19 protein-coding genes are annotated in these 19142 nt (G+C 57.2%); 10 read left to right on the top strand and 9 right to left on the bottom strand.

Going from position 1 to position 19142, the window contains the following annotated elements; translation table 11 throughout:
- Positions 1 to 103: 103 nt before the first annotated feature.
- The 3 genes from ACEPLT_RS06355 to hutI are packed head-to-tail and all read right to left on the bottom strand — an operon-like array spanning position 104 to position 3016.
- The gene (locus ACEPLT_RS06355) at positions 104 to 838 is read right to left on the bottom strand and encodes a histidine utilization repressor (RefSeq protein ID WP_023343612.1); all 735 of its coding nucleotides are present in this window, start codon (positions 836 to 838) and stop codon (positions 104 to 106) included.
- Between the two features lie 19 nt (positions 839 to 857).
- Positions 858 to 1796 (bottom strand): formimidoylglutamase, encoded by a 939-nt coding sequence (gene hutG, locus ACEPLT_RS06350; protein WP_196095361.1) that lies wholly within the window; start codon positions 1794 to 1796, stop codon positions 858 to 860.
- Entirely contained in the window at positions 1793 to 3016 is a 1224-nt protein-coding gene (gene hutI / locus ACEPLT_RS06345; RefSeq protein WP_232928168.1) for an imidazolonepropionase, read from the bottom strand. Before hutI ends, hutG begins: the two co-directional genes overlap by 4 nt.
- Positions 3017 to 3240: 224 nt before the next feature.
- On the opposite strand from hutI, the gene ACEPLT_RS06340 reads away from it, so the two are divergent.
- Positions 3241 to 4524, top strand: a complete 1284-nt coding sequence (locus tag ACEPLT_RS06340) for a putative acyl-CoA thioester hydrolase (RefSeq protein ID WP_032674402.1) — start codon at positions 3241 to 3243, stop codon at positions 4522 to 4524.
- Positions 4525 to 4647: 123 nt separating this feature from the next.
- Here the strand turns inward: ACEPLT_RS06340 and pgl are convergent, their stop codons facing one another.
- Entirely contained in the window at positions 4648 to 5643 is a 996-nt protein-coding gene (gene pgl / locus ACEPLT_RS06335; RefSeq protein WP_023292974.1) for a 6-phosphogluconolactonase, read from the bottom strand.
- Between the two features lie 140 nt (positions 5644 to 5783).
- On the opposite strand from pgl, the gene ACEPLT_RS06330 reads away from it, so the two are divergent.
- A complete protein-coding gene (locus ACEPLT_RS06330; RefSeq protein ID WP_232928165.1) occupies positions 5784 to 6602 on the top strand; it encodes a pyridoxal phosphatase in 819 nt (272 codons plus the stop codon).
- Here the strand turns inward: ACEPLT_RS06330 and modC are convergent, their stop codons facing one another.
- The 4 genes from modC to ACEPLT_RS06310 all read right to left on the bottom strand — a co-directional run bounded on the left by modC (position 6603) and on the right by ACEPLT_RS06310 (position 9454).
- A complete protein-coding gene (gene modC, locus ACEPLT_RS06325; protein WP_032674389.1) occupies positions 6603 to 7661 on the bottom strand; it encodes a molybdenum ABC transporter ATP-binding protein ModC in 1059 nt (352 codons plus the stop codon). It lies immediately after the preceding gene.
- A 2-nt stretch (positions 7662 to 7663) separates the two neighbouring features.
- On the bottom strand, positions 7664 to 8353 hold the full coding sequence (modB, locus tag ACEPLT_RS06320; protein ID WP_032674388.1) for a molybdate ABC transporter permease subunit: 690 nt from the start codon (positions 8351 to 8353) through the stop codon (positions 7664 to 7666).
- On the bottom strand, positions 8353 to 9126 hold the full coding sequence (gene modA / locus ACEPLT_RS06315; protein WP_032674387.1) for a molybdate ABC transporter substrate-binding protein: 774 nt from the start codon (positions 9124 to 9126) through the stop codon (positions 8353 to 8355). Before modA ends, modB begins: the two co-directional genes overlap by 1 nt.
- Positions 9127 to 9304: 178 nt before the next feature.
- Entirely contained in the window at positions 9305 to 9454 is a 150-nt protein-coding gene (locus tag ACEPLT_RS06310) for an AcrZ family multidrug efflux pump-associated protein (RefSeq protein WP_008501118.1), read from the bottom strand.
- Between the two features lie 127 nt (positions 9455 to 9581).
- Here ACEPLT_RS06310 and modE point away from each other — a divergent pair, with 127 nt between their 5' ends.
- The 7 genes from modE to gpmA all read left to right on the top strand — a co-directional run bounded on the left by modE (position 9582) and on the right by gpmA (position 17329).
- The gene (gene modE / locus ACEPLT_RS06305; protein WP_232928147.1) at positions 9582 to 10370 is read left to right on the top strand and encodes a molybdenum-dependent transcriptional regulator; all 789 of its coding nucleotides are present in this window, start codon (positions 9582 to 9584) and stop codon (positions 10368 to 10370) included.
- A gap of 67 nt (positions 10371 to 10437) precedes the next feature.
- Positions 10438 to 11910 carry a molybdate ABC transporter ATP-binding protein ModF gene (gene modF / locus ACEPLT_RS06300; RefSeq protein WP_032674384.1) on the top strand — a complete coding sequence of 491 codons (1473 nt, stop codon included), beginning with the start codon at positions 10438 to 10440 and terminating at the stop codon, positions 11908 to 11910.
- 201 nt (positions 11911 to 12111) lie between these two features.
- Positions 12112 to 13128 carry a UDP-glucose 4-epimerase GalE gene (gene galE, locus ACEPLT_RS06295; protein WP_163340923.1) on the top strand — a complete coding sequence of 339 codons (1017 nt, stop codon included), beginning with the start codon at positions 12112 to 12114 and terminating at the stop codon, positions 13126 to 13128.
- Positions 13129 to 13137: 9 nt separating this feature from the next.
- Positions 13138 to 14184: a galactose-1-phosphate uridylyltransferase gene (gene galT / locus ACEPLT_RS06290; RefSeq protein WP_032674382.1), complete on the top strand. Its 1047-nt coding sequence runs from the start codon at positions 13138 to 13140 to the stop codon at positions 14182 to 14184.
- A gap of 3 nt (positions 14185 to 14187) precedes the next feature.
- Entirely contained in the window at positions 14188 to 15336 is a 1149-nt protein-coding gene (gene galK, locus ACEPLT_RS06285; protein WP_063417487.1) for a galactokinase, read from the top strand.
- Entirely contained in the window at positions 15330 to 16370 is a 1041-nt protein-coding gene (galM, locus tag ACEPLT_RS06280) for a galactose-1-epimerase (RefSeq protein WP_021241010.1), read from the top strand. Before galK ends, galM begins: the two co-directional genes overlap by 7 nt.
- A 206-nt stretch (positions 16371 to 16576) precedes the next feature.
- Positions 16577 to 17329, top strand: coding sequence for a 2,3-diphosphoglycerate-dependent phosphoglycerate mutase (gene gpmA / locus ACEPLT_RS06275; protein WP_008501111.1), 753 nt, complete (start codon positions 16577 to 16579; stop codon positions 17327 to 17329).
- A gap of 61 nt (positions 17330 to 17390) precedes the next feature.
- Here gpmA and aroG read toward each other — a convergent pair whose 3' ends face one another.
- A complete protein-coding gene (aroG, locus tag ACEPLT_RS06270; RefSeq protein ID WP_008501110.1) occupies positions 17391 to 18443 on the bottom strand; it encodes a 3-deoxy-7-phosphoheptulonate synthase AroG in 1053 nt (350 codons plus the stop codon).
- A gap of 304 nt (positions 18444 to 18747) precedes the next feature.
- Here aroG and ACEPLT_RS06265 point away from each other — a divergent pair, with 304 nt between their 5' ends.
- On the top strand, positions 18748 to 19125 hold the full coding sequence (locus ACEPLT_RS06265; protein ID WP_008501109.1) for a YbgS-like family protein: 378 nt from the start codon (positions 18748 to 18750) through the stop codon (positions 19123 to 19125).
- Positions 19126 to 19142: the final 17 nt, after the last annotated feature.

The raw sequence follows: 19142 nt of genomic DNA, 5'->3' as shown, positions 1-19142 counted from the left end.
TGATGCATTTAGATATACTTGTATAGACAAGCACACACAAGATCAGATTTAACAAAAAAGATACAATTTTGTTATATTGCGTTAGCGATCACGCTTATAAAACTTATGACATAAAGTGGCCCTGCAGCCGGTAACGGTTCCCCGGGAAAAGCAGACGGGCATGTGACACGATGTGCGACGAGGACCAGGTTCGACGGCGGATCAGCAGGCACGGGTCGTGCTCTTTAATGCGCAGCCGTTCGCACTCCTGCGGCGTGGCGCGCACGGCTTCCACAATGTGCTCCCCTTCCGTCAGCGGTGCGACGAGCGAGAGATAGGCATGCGGCGTGGTCTGGGTGTAATCCTGGTTCAGATAGTCCGGTATCCGTTCAGCGTTCACGCAGCGATCCTCAATCTGCACCGGAATGTCGTTTTCGAAATGCACCATCACCGAGTGGAAGATCCGGCTGCCTTCTTTAACATTCAGCTCTACCGCCTGCTCGGCGCTGGCTTGAGTCTCTTCGAGCACCAGCACCTCACAGCGGTGCTGATGATTACGCGCGGCAATCTCGTCCGCAATACTGCGGATTTCAAACAGGGCGGACTGCCCTTTCGGCTCCGCCACAAACGTCCCGACGCCCTGCAGGCGCACCAGAAGCCCTTCGTCGGTCAGCTCGCGCAGCGCCCGGTTGATGGTCATCCGGCTAAAGCCAAACTGCGCCACCAGTTCGGCCTCCGAGGGAATGCGGTCGTGCGGCCGCCAGACGCCGGTGGCGATTTTTTCGCTGATCGCCTGCTTCACCTTTTCGTAGAAAGGCGCGGGAGGGCTCGACGGCGGCAGGGGTGAGCGTGAAAACATCGTGACTCCTTGAATAGTGTTATGCCCACCAGTGAGCAATTTGCCAGGCCAGACGGGCGGCAAGCTTTGCGCCCTGCCCGTCCCGATCGAACTGCGGGTTAAACTCTACCAGATCGGCGGCCTGTAGCTTACCGCTACGGCAGATTTGTTCGATGACGGGGAGGAGATCCAGTGCCGGTATGCCTAACGCAGCCGGAGCGGAAACGGCGGGCATTTCGCTGGCGGGCAGGACGTCCAGATCGATTGTCAGGTAGACGCGATCGGCCTGGGCCAGCACCTTTTCCAGCGCGGATAGCGCATCGCGCCTGAAATGGAGATCCTCCACCAGCGTGACGTTCAGGCGTTCAGCCTCATCCCACAGCGCCTGCGTGTTCGCCGCCCGGCTCACGCCGAAGCAGGCGTACTGAAATGCCCGCCCGCGCTCAGCGCAGTAGTGCGCCAGCTGGCGAAACGGCGTGCCGGACGTCGCCCGGTCGGCCTTGCGCAGATCGAGATGGGCATCCAGGTTGATAATGACCACCCGCTCGTTCGGGAAGGCGTCCAGCACGCCGCGACCGTGCGCCCACGCGGTTTCGTGTCCGCCGCCAAAGACCAGCGTGCGCATCCCGGACCGCTGGCATGACGTCACGGCATCGCTTAACGCCTGCTGTGCCGCTTCCAGCTCGTCACCTTCAACGTAAACCGACCCCATATCCGCCAGCCGCTCGTATCCCGGATGGCTTGCCATATTTGCCAGCGCCTTACGCAGCACATCAGGCGCCTGCACGGCGCCGGGCCTGCCCTGATTACGTTTTACCCCTGCATCACATTCAAAGCCTATCAGCGCAATGCCGGATGCCAGCGGCGTGAACGCTCCCTGCTGCCGTATCGTCTGGAAAATACGCGTTGCGTTGCTGGCCTCGGCGCTGTCGTCGCGCCCCTGCCAGACCGTTTCGGCGACGGGCCGCCATAACCTCATACTGCCTCCCCACGGAAAATACGTTGATACAGCGGATTGCGTCCCGGCTCGTAGACCATCTCTACCGGATGATGCGCATCCCAGACGATAAAATCAGCGACAAACCCGGCCCGCAGCTGTCCGTGGGTTTCCCCGCGGCCCAGCGCCTGCGCGGCATGGCGCGTGACGCCAGCCCAGGCTTCCTCGGGCGTCAGGCCAAACTGGACGCAGGCCATGTTCATCGCCAGGTGCAGGCTGGCAAACGGGCTGGTGCCGGGGTTATAGTCGGTGGCGACCGCCATTGGCACGCCCTGTTTTCTGAGCTGTTCCACCGGCGGACGCTGGCGCTCCTGCAGAAAATAGAACGCGCCGGGCAGCAGAACCGCCACCGTGCCGCTTTGCGCCATCGCCTGAACGCCTGCGTCGTCAAGATATTCGATATGATCGGCAGAGCGTCCTTTATACCGGCTGACCAATGCCGCACCGCCCTGATTCGACAGCTGCTCGACGTGCCCTTTCACCGGAATACCGAGCGCGGTCGCCGCCTTGAAGAGGCGCTCGGTTTGCGACGGGGTAAAGCCGACGTTTTCACAGAACACGTCCACCGCTTCAAACAACTCTTTTTGCCACAGCGTGGGCAATATCTGATCGCAGACCAGCGTGAGGTAGGCATCCGGATCCTGTCGGTATTCCGGCGGAACGGCATGGGCCGCCAGCAGCGTTGGGCTGATATCGATCGGATTATTGAGGCTCAGCTGGCGTGCGACCTGCAGCATTTTCTCTTCGGCCTCGGCGTTGAGGCCGTATCCCGATTTGATTTCAATCGTGGTGACGCCTTCATTTATCAGACGCTGAAGCCGCTGCTGTGCCAGCTTAAGCAGGGTTTCGGGTGAACTGCTGCGCGTCGCCGTCACGGTCGCGTTAATCCCGCCCCCCTGGGCGCTGATGGTTTGATAAGAGACACCGTTCAGACGCTGCTCCCACTCCGCCGCGCGATCGCCGCCAAACACCAGGTGGGTATGGCAATCAATCAGGCCCGGGGTGACCAGACGCCCCTGAAGATCGACACAGTGAGTGTGTCCGGCCGGAATGTCAGATTCAGGTATCACGGCCAGGATAGTTTGACCCCGTATAACCAGGGCGTGTTGATCTTTCAGTCCATAGGGCGCACGGACGTCCGGCGCCATCGTAGCCAGTCGCGCATTTCGCCATATCACATCGTCAGGATGAATCTGCTGCATGGGCTTTCCACTTGTCATGGGTTGTATAGACATTTATTTTCATCTGTTGTCTGCTGTCAACCGACTTTGCGGAAAATGTTATTTATTTGTGATCACTTACCCGCCGCTCCAGGGCTAAAAATGCAACTTTTACCCTTTTTATCTTCCCGTTTCGCTCAACTTAGTATAAAAAAGCAGGCTATTTCGTCTATCCCGTAAAGACTTGCATACCCAGGAGCTTCACCTTGAACATTTCCAGGATTTCCCGTCTGGCGTTAGCGCTCGCCTTTGGCGTGACCTTATCCGCATGCAGTTCAACCCCACCGGATCAGCGCCCTTCTGAGCAGGTCGCGCCCGGTACCGCCTCCCGCCCGATTTTGTCCGCTGATGAAGCGAAGAACTTCGACCGTGCGCACTACTTCTCGTCGATGGATCCTAACGCTGCGCCGTGGACCCCGTCTTCGATTAACCTGCCGAAACAGCCTGACTTCGTGGTTGGCCCGGCAGGTGCGCAGGGCGTAACGCATACCTCGATTCAGGCTGCGGTAGATGCTGCCATCACTAAACACAGCGCGTCTCGCCAGTACATCGCGATCCTGCCAGGCGAATATGAAGGCACCGTCTATGTTCCGGCGGCACCGGGCAGCATTACGCTTTACGGTCTGGGCGAAAAAGCAATCGACGTAAAAATTGGCCTGGCGATTGATTCTGAAATCGACAGCAACACCTGGCGTCACCTGGTGAACCCGGCCGGTAAATATATGCCGGGCAAACCGGCGTGGTACATGTTTGATAACTGCCAGAGCAAGCGTTCCGCCGCCGTTGGCGTGATGTGCTCAGCGGTGTTCTGGTCTCAGAATAACGGTCTGCAGCTGCAGAACCTGACCATCCAGAATACCCTGGGCGACAGCGTTGACGCCGGTAACCACCAGGCCGTCGCGCTGCGCAGCGATGGCGATAAGGTGCAGATTAACAACGTCAACATTCTGGGTCGTCAGAACACCTTCTTCGTGACCAACAGCGGCGTGCAGAACACCCTGCAGAATAACCGTCTGACCCGTACGCTGGTAACCAACAGCTACGTTGAAGGTGACGTGGATCTGGTGTCCGGCCGCGGCGCGGTGGTATTTGATAACACCGATTTCCGCGTGGTGAACTCACGTACCCAGCAGGAAGGTTACGTGTTTGCTCCGGCAACCCAGTCGAACCTCTTCTTCGGCTTCCTGGCCGTGAACAGCCGCTTTAACGCTGCCGGTGACGGCGTGGCGCAGCTGGGACGCTCCCTGGACGTGGACGCGGCGACCAACGGTCAGGTGGTGATCCGCGACAGCGTGATCAACGAAGGCTTCAACATGGCGAAGCCGTGGGCGGATGCGGCGATCTCTAAACGTCCGTTCTCCGGCAATACCGGTGCGGTGGACGATAAAGGGAACGTGCAGCGCAACCTGAACGACGCTAACTTCAACCGCATGTGGGAGTACAACAACCGCGGTCTGGGTAGCAAAGTGGTTGCTGAGCCGAAGCAGTAAGCTGTCCTTTTGCCGGGTGGCGGCTTTGCCTTACCCGGCCTACAGGTTATGTAAGCCCGGTAAACGCACTGCCACCGGGCATAAAAAAACCTCGCATTCGCGAGGTTTTTTGTTTTAAGCCGCTTAGTGAGCGTTAACCACCACCCACATCGGCCCCTGGCCTACGGCGTAGCGCCCTTTCTCTTCCAGCAGCCCCTGCTCGCCTTTAATTTCATACAGCGCGATGTGGTGAGATTTCTGCCCCGCCGCAATCAGGTATTTGCCGCTGTGATCGATATTAAAGCCGCGCGGCTGGGTTTCCGTCGGCTGGAAGCCTTCAATCGCCAGCACGCTGCCGTCTTCGGAAACGCTAAACACGGTGATCAGGCTGGAGGTGCGGTCACAGGCGTACAGATGACGGCCATTTGGCGTAATGTGAATATCCGCCGCCCAGCGGGTGTCGGAGAAATCAGACGGCATCATATCCAGCGTCTGCACGCACTCAATCTGACCGTTTGGATCTTTCAGCTCCCATACGTCCACGGAGCTGTTCAGTTCGTTGACTACGTAGGCGTATTGCTGGTTCGGATGGAAGACCATATGACGCGGGCCCGCGCCTTCTACCGTCGTGACTTCAGCCGGATTCTGCGCCACCAGGTGACCATCGTCGCTCAGGGTGAACAGGCAGATACGATCCTGCTTCAGGGCAGGCACCCACAGCGTGCGGTTATCCGGAGAGATATTCGCCGAGTGGCAGCCTTCCAGCCCTTCCACCACATCCACGGTTTCGACCGGAATGCCATCTTCCAGACGCGTTACGCTGACGCAGCCCGCATTATACGAGCCGCTGAAGACAAAGTTGCCTTTACGATCGGTTGAGATATGGGTTGGACTGCCCGGCAGCGGCGCTTCGGCAGTGTACGTCAGCGCGCCGTCGTCCGGAGAGATGCGATAGGCCAGCACGCGAAACTCCGGGCGCACACCCACGTACAAGAAACGTTTATCCGGGCTGATGACCATCGGCTGTACCTGGCCTGGCACATCAACAACCTGAACCAGCGTGAGTGTCCCTTCGGTATTTAAGCGCCAGACGTGGATCTGCTGGCTTTCAGGACTGGCGGTATAAACGGTTTGTTTCATGAATATTCACTCCTCACTGCGCATGAAAGTAATTAACTTTTGACGGTGAATGCTGAATTGTCGACAGGAATTTTGAAGCATTCGCCTCTCGGTGTACCATCCCATCAAAACGTAAATTCAATATTAACCCGGGAAAACAGATGACCTCGCGTGTGATTGCTCTGGATTTAGACGGTACCTTACTGACGCCGCAAAAAACCCTTCTCCCCTCCTCCCTTGAAGCGCTTAAACGCGCGCAGGAAGCGGGATATCAACTCCTTATCGTAACGGGTCGACATCACGTAGCCATTCACCCTTTTTATCAGGCACTGGCGTTAGATACACCTGCAATTTGTTGTAATGGCACTTATTTGTATGATTATCAGGCAAAAAAGGTTTTAGCCTCCGACCCGCTGCCGGTTCCCCAGGCGCTGCAACTGATTGATCTGCTGGATGAGCACGCCATTCACGGCCTGATGTATGTGGATAACGCAATGGTCTACGAGCGCCCTACCGGCCACGTGGTGCGCACCAGCAACTGGGCGTTATTCCTGCCTGAAGCGCAGCGTCCGGTCTTTACCCAGGTATCCTCCCTGCGTCAGGCAGCCCAGGACGTTGAGGCTATCTGGAAATTCGCCCTGACGGATGAAGACACGACCAAACTGAATACCTTCGCGAAGCACGTCGAGGAAACGCTGGGGCTGGAGTGCGAGTGGTCCTGGCACGATCAGGTGGATATTGCCCGCAAAGGCAACAGCAAAGGCAAGCGTCTGACGCAGTATGTGGAATCACAGGGCTGGTCAATGCAGGACGCGATCGCCTTCGGCGACAACTACAACGACATCAGCATGCTGGAAGCCGTCGGTACGGGCGTGGCGATGGGCAATGCCGACGACGCGGTAAAAGCGCGCGCTAACGTGGTGATTGGCGACAACACCACTGACAGCATCGCGCAGTATATTTATACCCACCTGCTGTAATCAGGCGGTGATCGAGACGCTCTTAATTTGCGCGTAAAGCCACAGGCCGGGTTTGATCCCTAACTCATCCCTGGCCCACGGGCTGATGCGCGCCCAGAGCGTCCGGCTTCCCACCTCGAGCTTCACTTCCACCTGGCCGTTATCATCAAAACACTCCGCGACTTTGGCGCGCAGAATATTTCGAATACTGGTTTGCAGCGGCGGCTGCAGCACCAGCGAGACGTCTGATGCCTGAATACGAATACGCAGCGCGGACTGCAACGGCTTGTCGATCTTATTGACCCACAGGTGCTGATCGCCGAGCGCCAGCGCCGTCATCGCGTAGTGCGGATGGTGTTCCAGGACGCTCACCTTCAGAATGCTGCTCTGCTGTTCCCGGGGTAACCAGGGGTGCATGACGCTGCTGCCCCACACCTCTTCCAGGTTGCCGAAGGCCTTGACGCTGCCCTCTTCCAGCACCAGCACTTTGTCGGCCAGATGGAGGATCTCATCCAGCGAATGGCTGACGTAGAGCATCGGAATATTAATTTCTCGCGTCAGGCGCTGCAGGTAGGGCAGGAGCTCACGTTTGCGCGGAATATCCAGCGAGGCCAGCGGTTCGTCGAGCAGCAGCAGTTCGGGCGCGGTCAGCAACGCGCGGCCAATGGCCACGCGCTGTTTTTCTCCGCCGGAAAGCGAGGATGGCAGCCTGTCGAGCAGTGGCTCAATGCCTAAAAGCGTCACCAGCTTATCAAACTGCCCGGCCATGCTTTTCGCCATGCCGTAACGCAGGTTGCCGCGCACGCTGTAGTGCGGGAATAAGCGCGCGTCCTGGAAAACATAGCCAATGCGGCGTTTATCCGGCGTGAGATAAACCTTGTTTTCCGCGTCGTTTAAGACGCGGTTATTCAATACAATCCGTCCTGACTGCGGGCGCGTCAGGCCGCTGATTGCATTTATCAGCGACGTTTTTCCCGCCCCCGAGACGCCGAAGATGGCGGTGATACCGCTTGCAGGCAGCGTCTCGTTAAGCGTCAGGGTATGGTTTCCCAGCGTCTGGGTGAAATTCAGTTCCAGCATGCTTATTTCCCCATCCGCTCGCGGCTCAGCCGCGCCAGCCATTCCGACACCAGCAGCGATACCAGGGCTAGTACGATTGAGATGATACACAGCCGCGCCGCCGCGCCCTCTCCGCCCGGCGTTTGAATCAGGGTATACATGGCCGACGGAATCGTTCGCGTCTCGCCGGGGATGTTCGAGACAAAGGTGATGGTCGCGCCAAACTCACCCAGCGAGCGGGCAAACGCCAGTACCGTCCCGACAATAATGCCGGGTAACGTCAGGGGAAGCGTGATGGTGAAAAAAACGCGCCAGCGCCCGGCACCCAGCGTACGGGCCGCCTGTTCGAGCTTCCTGTCCACGCCTTCCAGCGCGAGGCGGATCGCCCTCACCATCAGCGGGAATGACATTACCGCCGCCGCCAGTACCGCACCGCGCCAGCTAAACGCAAAGGTCAGCCCAAACCAGTCGTAAAGTTTTTCGCCAATAAAACCGCGTCGCCCCATGGAAATTAACAGCAGATAACCGACCACCACGGGCGGCAACACGAGCGGAAGATGAAGCACGCTGTCGAGCAGCGCTTTGCCGGGAAACCGACAGCGAACCAGTAGCCAGGCAAAGAAGATCCCAAAGGGCAAACTCAGCGCAACCGCCAGGGAAGAGACTTTAAGGCTCAGCAGAACAGCCTGCCATTCAGGATCGGTCAATATCATCAGTGAGTCGTAAATCCGTAACGTTTAAAGATCGCGGACGCTTCCGGCCCCTTCAGATAATCGCGGAAGGCCGTCACGGTCGCATTTTTATGTCCATCAACAATCGCAACAGGATATTCCACTTTCTTGTGGGAGTCTTCCGGGAACGTTGCCACCACTTTCACACCCTTACTGGCAACGGCATCAGAGCCATACACAATGCCCAGCGGGGCTTCGTTGCGTTCCACCAGCGCCAGCGCGCCGCGGACATCTTCCGCCGGGGCCAGCTTCGGTGACAATGTCTGCCATGCGCCCAATTTTTGCAGCGCTTCTTTGGCGTAGATCCCGGCCGGAACGTGCTCCGGATCGCCCACCGCCAGACGCCCGCCGTTCAGCAGGCTTATCCAGTGGGTCTCTTTGTTGATGGTGAAGTCAGCCTGGGCGCTGGCTTTTGGCGCCACGACAACCAGGCTATTCCCCAGCAGCGTTTCGCGGGTTGCCGCATCAATCGCTTTCTTCTCCACCGCGTAATCCATCCACTTCTGGTCAGCCGAGATGAACAGATCCGCCGGCGCGCCCGCTTCTATCTGGCGAGCGAGCGTCGAGGAAGAGGCAAACGAGGAGACCACCTCGACGTTTTTCTCTTTTTTATACGCCGCCGCGATATCCTGCAGCGCGTTAGTCAGCGACGCCGCCGCAAAGACCGTGATTTTACCGTCGTCCGCCAGCGCGTGTCCGGTAAGGGAAAGCGTCAACGTTGCCCCTGCAAAAAGGCGTACCCATGAACGTGCCATCTGTAACTCCTGTGAGTAGCGTTATATACACATTAATATAACGGTAACGTCAGGGAGATCCCAGCGTTTAATCGTACCGCTGAAGAGGTAAACCGGCGTAGTGCGTTAAAGAGTATCGGCGAAAACGGGAAAATCTTGAGAGCAAAACGCCCGGGCAAGCCGGGCGTTTTGGGGGGAATCAATGCTGCTTTTTAGCCTGGTCTCTGTGACCAATGTTCGAAAAGACGTTGAACACTTCACCCAGGCCGTAGATGGCACCGAGGATGATGGCCATCACTACTGGTACCATGATCACGGCGAATACCAGACTTTTCAACAACTCTAACATGGTTTTCTCCAGATATTGTGAACAGCTTATTCTACCCTTTCAACTGAGAAAAACATCCCCTTTTGTGCGGTACCCTTTGCGCCCTGCACCATTTGGGTCACAATACCCTTTTTGCCAGGACACTGTTATGCAGGCCGAAATTCTTCTCACACTCCGACTTCAGCAAAAGCTTTTCGCCGATCCGCGACGTATCGCCCTGCTTAAACAAATAGAACAAACGGGCTCGATTAGCCAGGGGGCGAAAAACGCGGGCATCAGCTACAAAAGTGCCTGGGACGCCATCAACGACATGAACACCCTGAGCGAACAGCCGCTGGTGGACAGAGCCACGGGCGGCAAAGGCGGCGGCGGTGCAATCGTGACGCGTTATGGCCAGCGTCTTATTCAGCTTTACGATCTGCTGGCCCAGATTCAGCAAAAGGCGTTCGATGTGTTAAGCGATGACGATCACGTTCCGCTGGACAGTCTGCTGGCCGCCATTTCCCGCTTCTCGCTACAAACCAGCGCCCGCAACCAGTGGTTTGGTACGGTGACGGCGCGCGACAATCTGCAGATACAGCAGCATATTGAGATCCTGCTTGCCGATGGCACCACCCGTCTGAAGGCCGCCATAACGGCGCAAAGCGCGGAACGTCTTGAACTGGATGAAGGGAAAGAGGTGCTGGTGCTCCTGAAGGCGCCGTGGGTCACTATCACACGCGATCCCGACGCGGCAAAGACAGCAGATAACCAGCTGCAGGGCACCATCAGCCATATCGAACGCGGCCAGGCGCAGTGCGAAGTGCTGATGACCCTGGCAGATGGGCAGCCGCTTTGCGCGACCATACCGCTCAGCGAGTCGGACAACGTAGAAGAAGGTGCTGCCGTCACCGCGTATTTCAACGCGGACCGGGTGATTATCGCCACTTTGTGCTGAGCACATTGACAATCGTACCGACAGTGCGTATCCCTGATATCTGGTGCTGCAAAAACAGGGATAAACCATGTCATCATTGCATATTTCGCAAGGCACGTTTCGTCTTAGCGATACCCGAACGCTGACGATTGCTGATTTGACGCTACGCGCGGGTGAAAGCTGGGCGTTTGTCGGCACAAACGGCAGCGGTAAATCCGCGCTGGCCCGCGCGCTGGCCGGAGAGCTCAACCTCCTCAAGGGCGAATACCAGAGCGACTTTACGCGCCTGACGCGCCTGTCGTTTGAACAACTGCAAAAGCTGGTCAGCGACGAGTGGCAGCGCAACAACACCGATTTGCTCAGCCCTGGCGAAGACGATACCGGCCGTACGACGGCGGAAATTATTCAGGATGAAGTGAAGGATCCCGCCCGCTGCCAGTGCCTGGCAGAACAGTTCGGTATCACCCCTCTGCTGAACCGGCGCTTTAAATACCTTTCGACCGGCGAGACGCGAAAAACGCTGCTTTGTCAGGCGCTGATGAGCGAACCTGAACTGCTTATTCTGGACGAACCGTTCGACGGTCTTGACGTGCAGTCCCGGGCGCAGCTGGCGTCTCTGCTGGCGTCGCTTAATCAGCAGGGATATACCCTCGTGCTGGTGCTTAACCGTTTTGATGAAATTCCGGACTTTATCCAGCACGCGGGCGTCCTGGCCGACTGTAACCTGACCGAGACCGGCGAAAAAACCGCGCTGCTTAAGCAGGCGCTGATTGCCCAGCTCGCGCACAGCGAACAGCTCGACGGTATTACCCTTCCGGAACCCGACGCCCCGTCGGCGCGCCACGCGCTTGATCCCCACCAGCCGCGCATCGTGCTGCGCGATGGGGTGGTCTCTTATGACGATCGCGCTATCCTCAATCACCTCAGCTGGACGGTCAATCCAGGTGAGCACTGGCAGATTGTCGGCCCCAACGGCGCGGGAAAATCCACGCTGCTGAGCCTGATTACCGGCGATCATCCGCAGGGCTACAGCAACGACCTCACGCTGTTCGGTCGGCGTCGCGGCAGCGGCGAAACCATCTGGGATATCAAAAAACATATCGGCTACGTCAGCAGTAGCCTGCATCTGGATTACCGGGTCAGTACCACGGTACGCAACGTGATCCTCTCCGGGTATTTTGACTCCATCGGCATTTATCAGGCGGTGTCGGACAAACAGCACAAGCTGGCCCAGCAGTGGCTGGACATTCTGGGCATGGACAACCGGGTTGTTGACGCGCCGTTTCATAGTCTTTCGTGGGGGCAGCAGCGTCTGGCGCTGATCGTTCGCGCGCTGGTGAAACACCCTACGCTGCTGATCCTCGACGAACCGCTGCAGGGACTCGACCCGTTGAACCGCCAGCTTATCCGCCGCTTTGTGGATGTCCTGATTAGCGAAGGTGAAACGCAGCTGCTGTTCGTTTCACATCATGCCGAAGATGCCCCCTCCTGCATCACCCACCGCCTGGAGTTTGTTCCGGACGGTGAGCACTATTACTATCGGCAAAGCAAAATCGATTAATCCCCGGAGGGCACCGCCCTCCGTTTTTCAGATAACCTGCACTAATACATTGCTATCCCGTTGATCTACAATGCCTCACGGTAGCTGAAAATCGGATTTTAAAAACAGTGTAAACGATTCCACTATTTTATCCCATGTCACACTTTTCGCGTCTCTGTTATGCTATGGTTATTACATACCATAAGCCCAATGGAGCGAAATATGCGAGTTCTGGTAACAGGTGGTAGCGGTTACATCGGTAGTCATACCTGCGTGCAGCTGCTGCAAAACGGCCATGACGTCATCATTCTCGACAACCTGTGCAACAGTAAGCGCAGCGTGCTGCCTGTGATTGAACGTCTTGGCGGTAAACACCCGACGTTCGTGGAAGGCGACATCCGTAACGAAGCGCTGATGACCGAGATCCTTCACGACCACGCCATTGAAGCGGTGATCCACTTCGCGGGTCTGAAAGCGGTCGGTGAATCCGTTGCTAAGCCGCTTGAGTATTACGACAACAACGTCAACGGCACCCTGCGTCTCATCTCCGCCATGCGTGCGGCCGACGTCAAAAACTTCATCTTTAGCTCTTCCGCCACCGTCTACGGCGATCAGCCTAAAATCCCTTACGTTGAAAGCTTCCCGACCGGGACGCCGCAGAGCCCGTACGGCAAAAGCAAGCTGATGGTGGAGCAGATCCTGACCGATCTGCAAAAAGCCCAGCCGGAGTGGAGCATCGCGCTGCTGCGCTACTTCAACCCGGTCGGTGCGCATCCGTCTGGCGATATGGGGGAAGATCCGCAGGGCATTCCGAACAACCTGATGCCGTATATCGCCCAGGTGGCCGTAGGCCGCCGCGAGTCGCTGGCGATTTTTGGCAATGACTACCCGACCGAAGACGGCACCGGCGTGCGCGACTATATCCACGTGATGGATCTGGCCGACGGCCACGTTGCGGCCATGCAGCAGCTGGCGGATAAACCGGGCGTGCATATTTACAACCTCGGCGCTGGCGTCGGCAGCAGCGTGCTGGACGTGGTTAACGCCTTCAGCAAAGCCTGCGGCAAGCCGGTGAACTACCACTTCGCACCGCGTCGTGAGGGCGATCTGCCTGCTTACTGGGCCGACGCCACCAAAGCCGACAAAGAGCTTAACTGGCGTGTCACGCGCACGCTTGATGAAATGGCACAGGATACCTGGCACTGGCAGTCACGCCACCCGCAAGGCTATCCGGACTAAGGATCCGTCATGACGCAATTTAATCCCGTCGATCATCCGCATCGTCGCTTTAACCCGTTAAGCGGGCAATGGATTTTAGTTTCTCCGCATCGCGCCAAGCGCCCCTGGCAGGGGGCGCAGGAGACACCTGCAAAACAGACGCTGCCGCAGCACGACCCGGACTGCTTCCTCTGTCCGGGCAATACGCGCGTCACCGGGGATAAAAACCCGGACTACAAAGGCACCTTCGTGTTTACCAACGATTTTGCCGCCCTGATGACCGACACGCCGGACGCGCCGGAAAGCCACGATCCGCTGATGCGCTGTGAAAGCGCGCGCGGTACCAGCCGCGTGATCTGCTTCTCCCCCGATCACAGCAAAACGCTGCCGGAGCTGAGCGTTGAGGCACTGAAAGAGGTGGTCAGCACCTGGCAGGCGCAAACTGCCGAGCTGGGTCAAACTTACCCATGGGTGCAGGTGTTTGAAAATAAAGGTGCGGCCATGGGCTGCTCCAACCCGCATCCGCATGGCCAGGTCTGGGCGAACAGCTTCCTGCCTAACGAAGCCGAGCGTGAAGACCGCCTGCAACAAGCGTATTACGCGCAAAACGGCTCGCCGATGCTGGTGGATTACGCGCAGCGTGAGCTGGCCGACGGCAGCCGTACCGTGGTGGAGACCGAACACTGGCTGGCCGTCGTGCCTTACTGGGCCGCCTGGCCGTTTGAGACGCTGCTGCTGCCGAAAGCGCACGTGCAGCGCATCACCGAGCTCAGCGACGCGCAGCGCGACGACCTTGCCCTGGCGCTGAAAAAGCTGACCAGCCGTTACGACAACCTGTTCCAGTGCTCCTTCCCGTACTCCATGGGCTGGCACGGCGCACCGTTTAACGGGGAAGAGAATCAGCACTGGCAGCTGCACGCCCATTTCTATCCGCCGCTGCTGCGCTCTGCGACGGTGCGTAAATTTATGGTGGGCTACGAAATGCTGGCAGAAACCCAGCGTGATCTGACGGCGGAACAGGCGGCTGAACGTCTGCGTGCCGTTAGCGACGTCCACTATCGCGAATCAGGAGTCTAAAAAATGAGTCTGAAAGATAAAACACAATCCCTGTTTGCTGAGAAATTTGGCTACCCTGCCACCCACGTAATTCAGGCACCTGGCCGCGTCAACCTGATTGGTGAACACACCGACTACAACGACGGTTTTGTGCTGCCGTGCGCCATCGATTACCAGACGGTCATCAGCTGCGCGAAGCGCGACGACCGCCAGGTTCGCGTGATTGCGGCGGATTACGGTAATGAGACGGACGCGTTTTCCCTCGATGCCCCGATTGTGACGCACGACAGCCAGCAGTGGTCTAACTACGTGCGCGGCGTGGTGAAGCATCTGCAGAAGCGTAATAAAAACTTCGGCGGCGCCGATTTGGTCATCAGCGGCAACGTGCCGCAGGGGGCGGGCTTAAGCTCCTCTGCGTCTCTGGAGGTCGCCGTGGGCACCGTGTTCCAGCAGCTCTATCATTTGCCGCTGGATGGCGCACAAATCGCCCTAAACGGCCAGGAAGCGGAAAACCAGTTCGTGGGCTGCAACTGCGGCATCATGGACCAGCTGATCTCCGCGCTGGGCAAAAAAGAGCACGCGCTACTGATCGACTGCCGCTCGCTGGGCACCAAAGCCGTTCCCCTGCCAAAGGGTGCCGCGGTCGTGATTATCAACAGCAACTTTAAGCGCACGCTGGTGGGCAGCGAGTACAACACCCGCCGCGAGCAGTGCGAAACCGGCGCCCGCTTCTTCCAGCAGCCCGCACTGCGCGACGTCACGCTCAATGAATTTAACAAAGTGGCGCACGAGCTGGATCCGATTGTCGCCAAACGCGTTCGTCACGTGCTGACGGAAAATGCCCGTACCGTTGAAGCCGCGTCCGCGCTGGCGAAAGGTGACCTGAAACGCATGGGTGAACTGATGGCGGAATCCCACGCCTCCATGCGCGATGATTTTGAAATCACCGTGCCGCAGATCGACACCCTGGTGGAGATCGTCAAAGCGGTCATTGGCGACAAAGGCGGCGTGCGCATGACGGGCGGTGGTTTTGGCGGCTGCATCGTTGCGCTGGTGCCCGAGGAGCTGGTCCCTGCTGTACAGGACGCCGTGGCGAAGCAGTACGAAGCAAAAACAGGTATCAAAGAAACCTTCTATGTTTGCAAAGCATCACAAGGAGCCGGACAGTGCTAAACGAAACACCTACCCTCGCACCGGATGGTCTGCCGTATCGCCTGTTAACCCTGCGCAATCGCGCGGGGATGGTGGTTACGCTCATGGACTGGGGTGCAACCCTTCTTTCAGCACGCGTACCGATGCCGGACGGCAGCGTGCGCGAAACCCTGCTCGGCTGCGCATCGCCCGAGCAGTATGTTAATCAGTCTGCCTATCTGGGCGCATCCGTAGGGCGCTATGCGAACCGCATCGCGAAAAGCCGTTTTGAACTCGACGGCGTGCAGTACACCCTGCTTCCAAGCCAGGGTGAGAACCAGCTGCACGGCGGCCCGGACGGGTTTGATAAACGCCGCTGGAAGATTGTTCGTCAAAACGACGGCGAAGTGCTGTTCTCGCTGGATTCGCAGGACGGCGATCAGGGCTTCCCGGGTAACCTTATCGCCTCTGCGCGCTTTACATTGACGGACGACAACCGTATTGCCATCGAATACCGTGCGACGGTCGACAAGCCGTGTCCGGTTAACCTGACCAATCACGCGTACTTTAATCTGGACGGTAACCAGTGCGACGTGCGGAACCACAAGCTTCAGATCCTGGCGGATGCGTATCTGCCGGTTGATGAGATGGGCATTCCGTACCAGGGCCTCAAAGACGTGAGCGGAACCAGCTTTGACTTCCGCAGCGCGAAATCCATCGCCCAGGATTTCCTGAGCGATGACGACCAGCGCAAGGTGAAAGGCTACGACCACGCGTTCCTGCTGCAGGCTAAAGGCGATGTGAAACAACCTGCCGCACAGGTCTGGTCCACCGATGAGAAGCTGCAGATGACGGTTTATACCACGGCCCCTGCCCTGCAGTTCTACTCAGGTAACTATCTCGGCGGCACGACGGCGCGCGAACACGAAGAGTACAGCGACTGGCAAGGCCTGGCGCTGGAGAGCGAGTTCCTGCCGGACAGCCCGAATCATCCGGAATGGCCGCAGCCGGACTGCGTGCTGCGCCCGGGTGAAGAGTACGTTAGCGTGACGGAGTATCATTTTATTCCACATTAATATTCAGCCCTCCCTCTGGAGGGCTTTTTTCTGCGCGCCTTGCTGAAAATAGCGCCGATCGCAGACAAAATCATAACCCTGGATTCACAAGCATCTTACACTCAGAGACTATTTTCGCTATGGTTAGGGTTAAGCGTTGCTGCTGGCACGGCCACGGCAATATAATGAGAATTGTTATCATTCTAAAAATGCTTGAGGAGTAAGAGATGGCTATTACTAAGCTGGTTCTGGTGCGTCACGGCGAAAGCCAGTGGAACAACGAAAACCGCTTTACCGGTTGGTACGACGTTGATCTGTCCGAGAAAGGCGTAAGCGAAGCAAAAGCAGCAGGTAAACTGCTGAAGGAAGAAGGCTTCAGCTTTGATTTTGCTTACACCTCTGTGCTGAAACGTGCCATCCATACCCTGTGGAACGTGCTGGACGAACTGGACCAGGCCTGGCTGCCGGTTGAGAAATCCTGGAAACTGAACGAGCGTCACTACGGTGCGCTGCAGGGCCTGAACAAAGCGGAAACCGCTGAGAAATACGGTGACGAGCAGGTTAAACAGTGGCGTCGCGGCTTCGCGGTCACCCCACCAGAGCTGACCAAAGACGACGAGCGCTACCCGGGCCACGACCCGCGTTACGCGAAACTGACCGACGCTGAGCTGCCAACCACCGAGAGCCTGGCGCTGACCATTGACCGCGTTGTGCCTTACTGGAACGAAACCATTCTGCCACGTCTGAAAAGCGGCGAACGCGTGATTATCGCCGCTCACGGTAACTCCCTGCGTGCGCTGGTGAAATACCTGGACAACATGGGTGAAGACGAAATTCTCGAACTGAACATCCCAACTGGCGTACCGCTGGTGTATGAGTTCGACGAAAACTTCAAGCCAATCAAACACTACTACCTGGGTAACGCGGACGAAATCGCAGCGAAAGCGGCGGCCGTTGCGAACCAGGGTAAAGCGAAGTAATTTTCGCTGACCATAAAAAAAGCGCGGAACCGTCCGCGCTTTTTTATTTGAGCCGTCAGAATTAACCGCGACGCGCTTTCACCGCATTCGCCAGCTGGCGCAGGATGGCGTCGGTGTCATCCCAGCCGATGCAGGCATCGGTCACGCTCTTGCCGTACACCAGCGGCTCGCTGCCTTCCAGGTTCTGGTTACCTTCAACCAGATGGCTTTCGATCATCACCCCAATTACCGCCTTCTCACCGCCGGCAATCTGCTGACAGACGTCTGCGCCCACTTCCATCTGCTTTTTAAACTGCTTGCTGGAGTTGGCGTGGCTGAAATCGATCATCACCTGCGGTGGCAGCCCGGCTTTTTCCAGCCCGACTTTGACTTCGGCCACATGCTTTGCGCTGTAGTTCGGCTCTTTGCCGCCGCGCAGAATGATATGGCAGTCACCGTTACCGCTGGTGTTAACGATGGCGGAGTGGCCCCATTTGGTCACGGACAGGAAGCAGTGCGGTGCGCCCGCTGCGTTGATGGCGTCGATAGCCACCTTAATGGTGCCGTCAGTGCCGTTTTTGAAGCCAACCGGACAAGAGAGACCGGACGCCAGCTCGCGGTGAACCTGAGATTCAGTAGTGCGGGCACCAATTGCCCCCCAGCTCATCAGGTCTGCCAGATACTGGGGCGTAATCATATCCAGGAACTCACCGGCCGCAGGCAGCCCGCTGTCGTTAATCTCCAGCAGCAACTTGCGCGCAATGCGCAGGCCGTCGTTGATCTGGAAGCTGTTATCCATGTGCGGATCGTTAATCAGCCCTTTCCAGCCAACGGTGGTGCGCGGTTTTTCAAAATAGACGCGCATCACGATTTCCAGCTCATCCTTCAGCTCTTCACGCAGGGTGAGCAGACGGGCTGCGTATTCTTTCGCGGCAGCAGGATCGTGGATAGAGCATGGGCCAATCACCACCAGAAGACGATCGTCATTACCTTTCAGGATCTTATGGATCGCTTTACGAGCATGAGAAACCGTGTTTGCGGCATTTTCAGTGGCGGGGAATTTCTCAAGGAGTGCTACAGGAGGTAATAACTCATTGATCTCTTTAATACGTAAATCGTCATTCTGATAATTCATCTTCGTTCCAGCTCTGCCATATCTTTAGTAATGAAAGCAATCCTTTCAATCTATCTTGTCGCTCAGGAAGTGTAAACACGGTTTTACACTTCACGCAGATAATTCCTGGAATTCGCCTAAAAATCGCCACAAAATAGCGAAAAACGAGATCTAACCTAAGCTTTTTAACTGTAACAACCATTTTTACACGCTTAAACGCGATTCCCGACTGACGTAAGTCCGTATGGCGGAATCTTTCGCCTCTGAAAAAGATGCACTGTTGGAAAAAGTTATCCAGCGTAACGACAAGAACAGGAGCACCATGATGAAAATGACAAAACTGGCAACCCTCTTCCTGACCGCCACCCTCACCCTGGCCAGCGGTAGCGTTCTTGCGGCCGAAACGGGCTCATCGGGTAACGGTGATGCAAACGCGGCTGCGTCAGCAGGCCAGGTCGCCCCTGATGCCAAACAGAACGTCGCCCCGAACAATGTCGATAATAGTCAGATTAATAATGGAAACACCAACACCGGCGGCACCATGCTGCACCCCAACGGTACCGACTCCGGCACCATGAATCATGACAGCATGAGCAAAGATGAAGTTCATAAGAACTCCATGTGTAAAGATGGCAAATGTCCCGACCCGAATGACAAAGTGGGGGATGATGCCAATACCAAAACAGATGGTACGACTCAGTAACCGGCTGTGAAATTAAT

It is taken from the genome of Enterobacter sp. fkY84-1 (assembly GCF_052974705.1).
This window is presented reverse-complemented; position numbering and strand designations above follow the sequence as displayed.

What these genes read in the sequence shown, in the direction of transcription:
- ACEPLT_RS06355 (WP_023343612.1), bottom strand. Translation starts at nt 838, where the DNA reads ATGTTTTCACGCTCACCCCTGCCGCCGTCGAGCCCTCCCGCGCCTTTC.
- hutG (WP_196095361.1), bottom strand. Translation starts at nt 1,796, where the DNA reads ATGAGGTTATGGCGGCCCGTCGCCGAAACGGTCTGGCAGGGGCGCGAC.
- hutI (WP_232928168.1), bottom strand. Translation starts at nt 3,016, where the DNA reads ATGCAGCAGATTCATCCTGACGATGTGATATGGCGAAATGCGCGACTG.
- pgl (WP_023292974.1), bottom strand. Translation starts at nt 5,643, where the DNA reads ATGAAACAAACCGTTTATACCGCCAGTCCTGAAAGCCAGCAGATCCAC.
- ACEPLT_RS06330 (WP_232928165.1), top strand. Translation starts at nt 5,784, where the DNA reads ATGACCTCGCGTGTGATTGCTCTGGATTTAGACGGTACCTTACTGACG.
- modC (WP_032674389.1), bottom strand. Translation starts at nt 7,661, where the DNA reads ATGCTGGAACTGAATTTCACCCAGACGCTGGGAAACCATACCCTGACG.
- modB (WP_032674388.1), bottom strand. Translation starts at nt 8,353, where the DNA reads ATGATATTGACCGATCCTGAATGGCAGGCTGTTCTGCTGAGCCTTAAA.
- modA (WP_032674387.1), bottom strand. Translation starts at nt 9,126, where the DNA reads ATGGCACGTTCATGGGTACGCCTTTTTGCAGGGGCAACGTTGACGCTT.
- ACEPLT_RS06310 (WP_008501118.1), bottom strand. Translation starts at nt 9,454, where the DNA reads ATGTTAGAGTTGTTGAAAAGTCTGGTATTCGCCGTGATCATGGTACCA.
- modE (WP_232928147.1), top strand. Translation starts at nt 9,582, where the DNA reads ATGCAGGCCGAAATTCTTCTCACACTCCGACTTCAGCAAAAGCTTTTC.
- modF (WP_032674384.1), top strand. Translation starts at nt 10,438, where the DNA reads ATGTCATCATTGCATATTTCGCAAGGCACGTTTCGTCTTAGCGATACC.
- galE (WP_163340923.1), top strand. Translation starts at nt 12,112, where the DNA reads ATGCGAGTTCTGGTAACAGGTGGTAGCGGTTACATCGGTAGTCATACC.
- galT (WP_032674382.1), top strand. Translation starts at nt 13,138, where the DNA reads ATGACGCAATTTAATCCCGTCGATCATCCGCATCGTCGCTTTAACCCG.
- galK (WP_063417487.1), top strand. Translation starts at nt 14,188, where the DNA reads ATGAGTCTGAAAGATAAAACACAATCCCTGTTTGCTGAGAAATTTGGC.
- gpmA (WP_008501111.1), top strand. Translation starts at nt 16,577, where the DNA reads ATGGCTATTACTAAGCTGGTTCTGGTGCGTCACGGCGAAAGCCAGTGG.
- aroG (WP_008501110.1), bottom strand. Translation starts at nt 18,443, where the DNA reads ATGAATTATCAGAATGACGATTTACGTATTAAAGAGATCAATGAGTTA.
- ACEPLT_RS06265 (WP_008501109.1), top strand. Translation starts at nt 18,748, where the DNA reads ATGAAAATGACAAAACTGGCAACCCTCTTCCTGACCGCCACCCTCACC.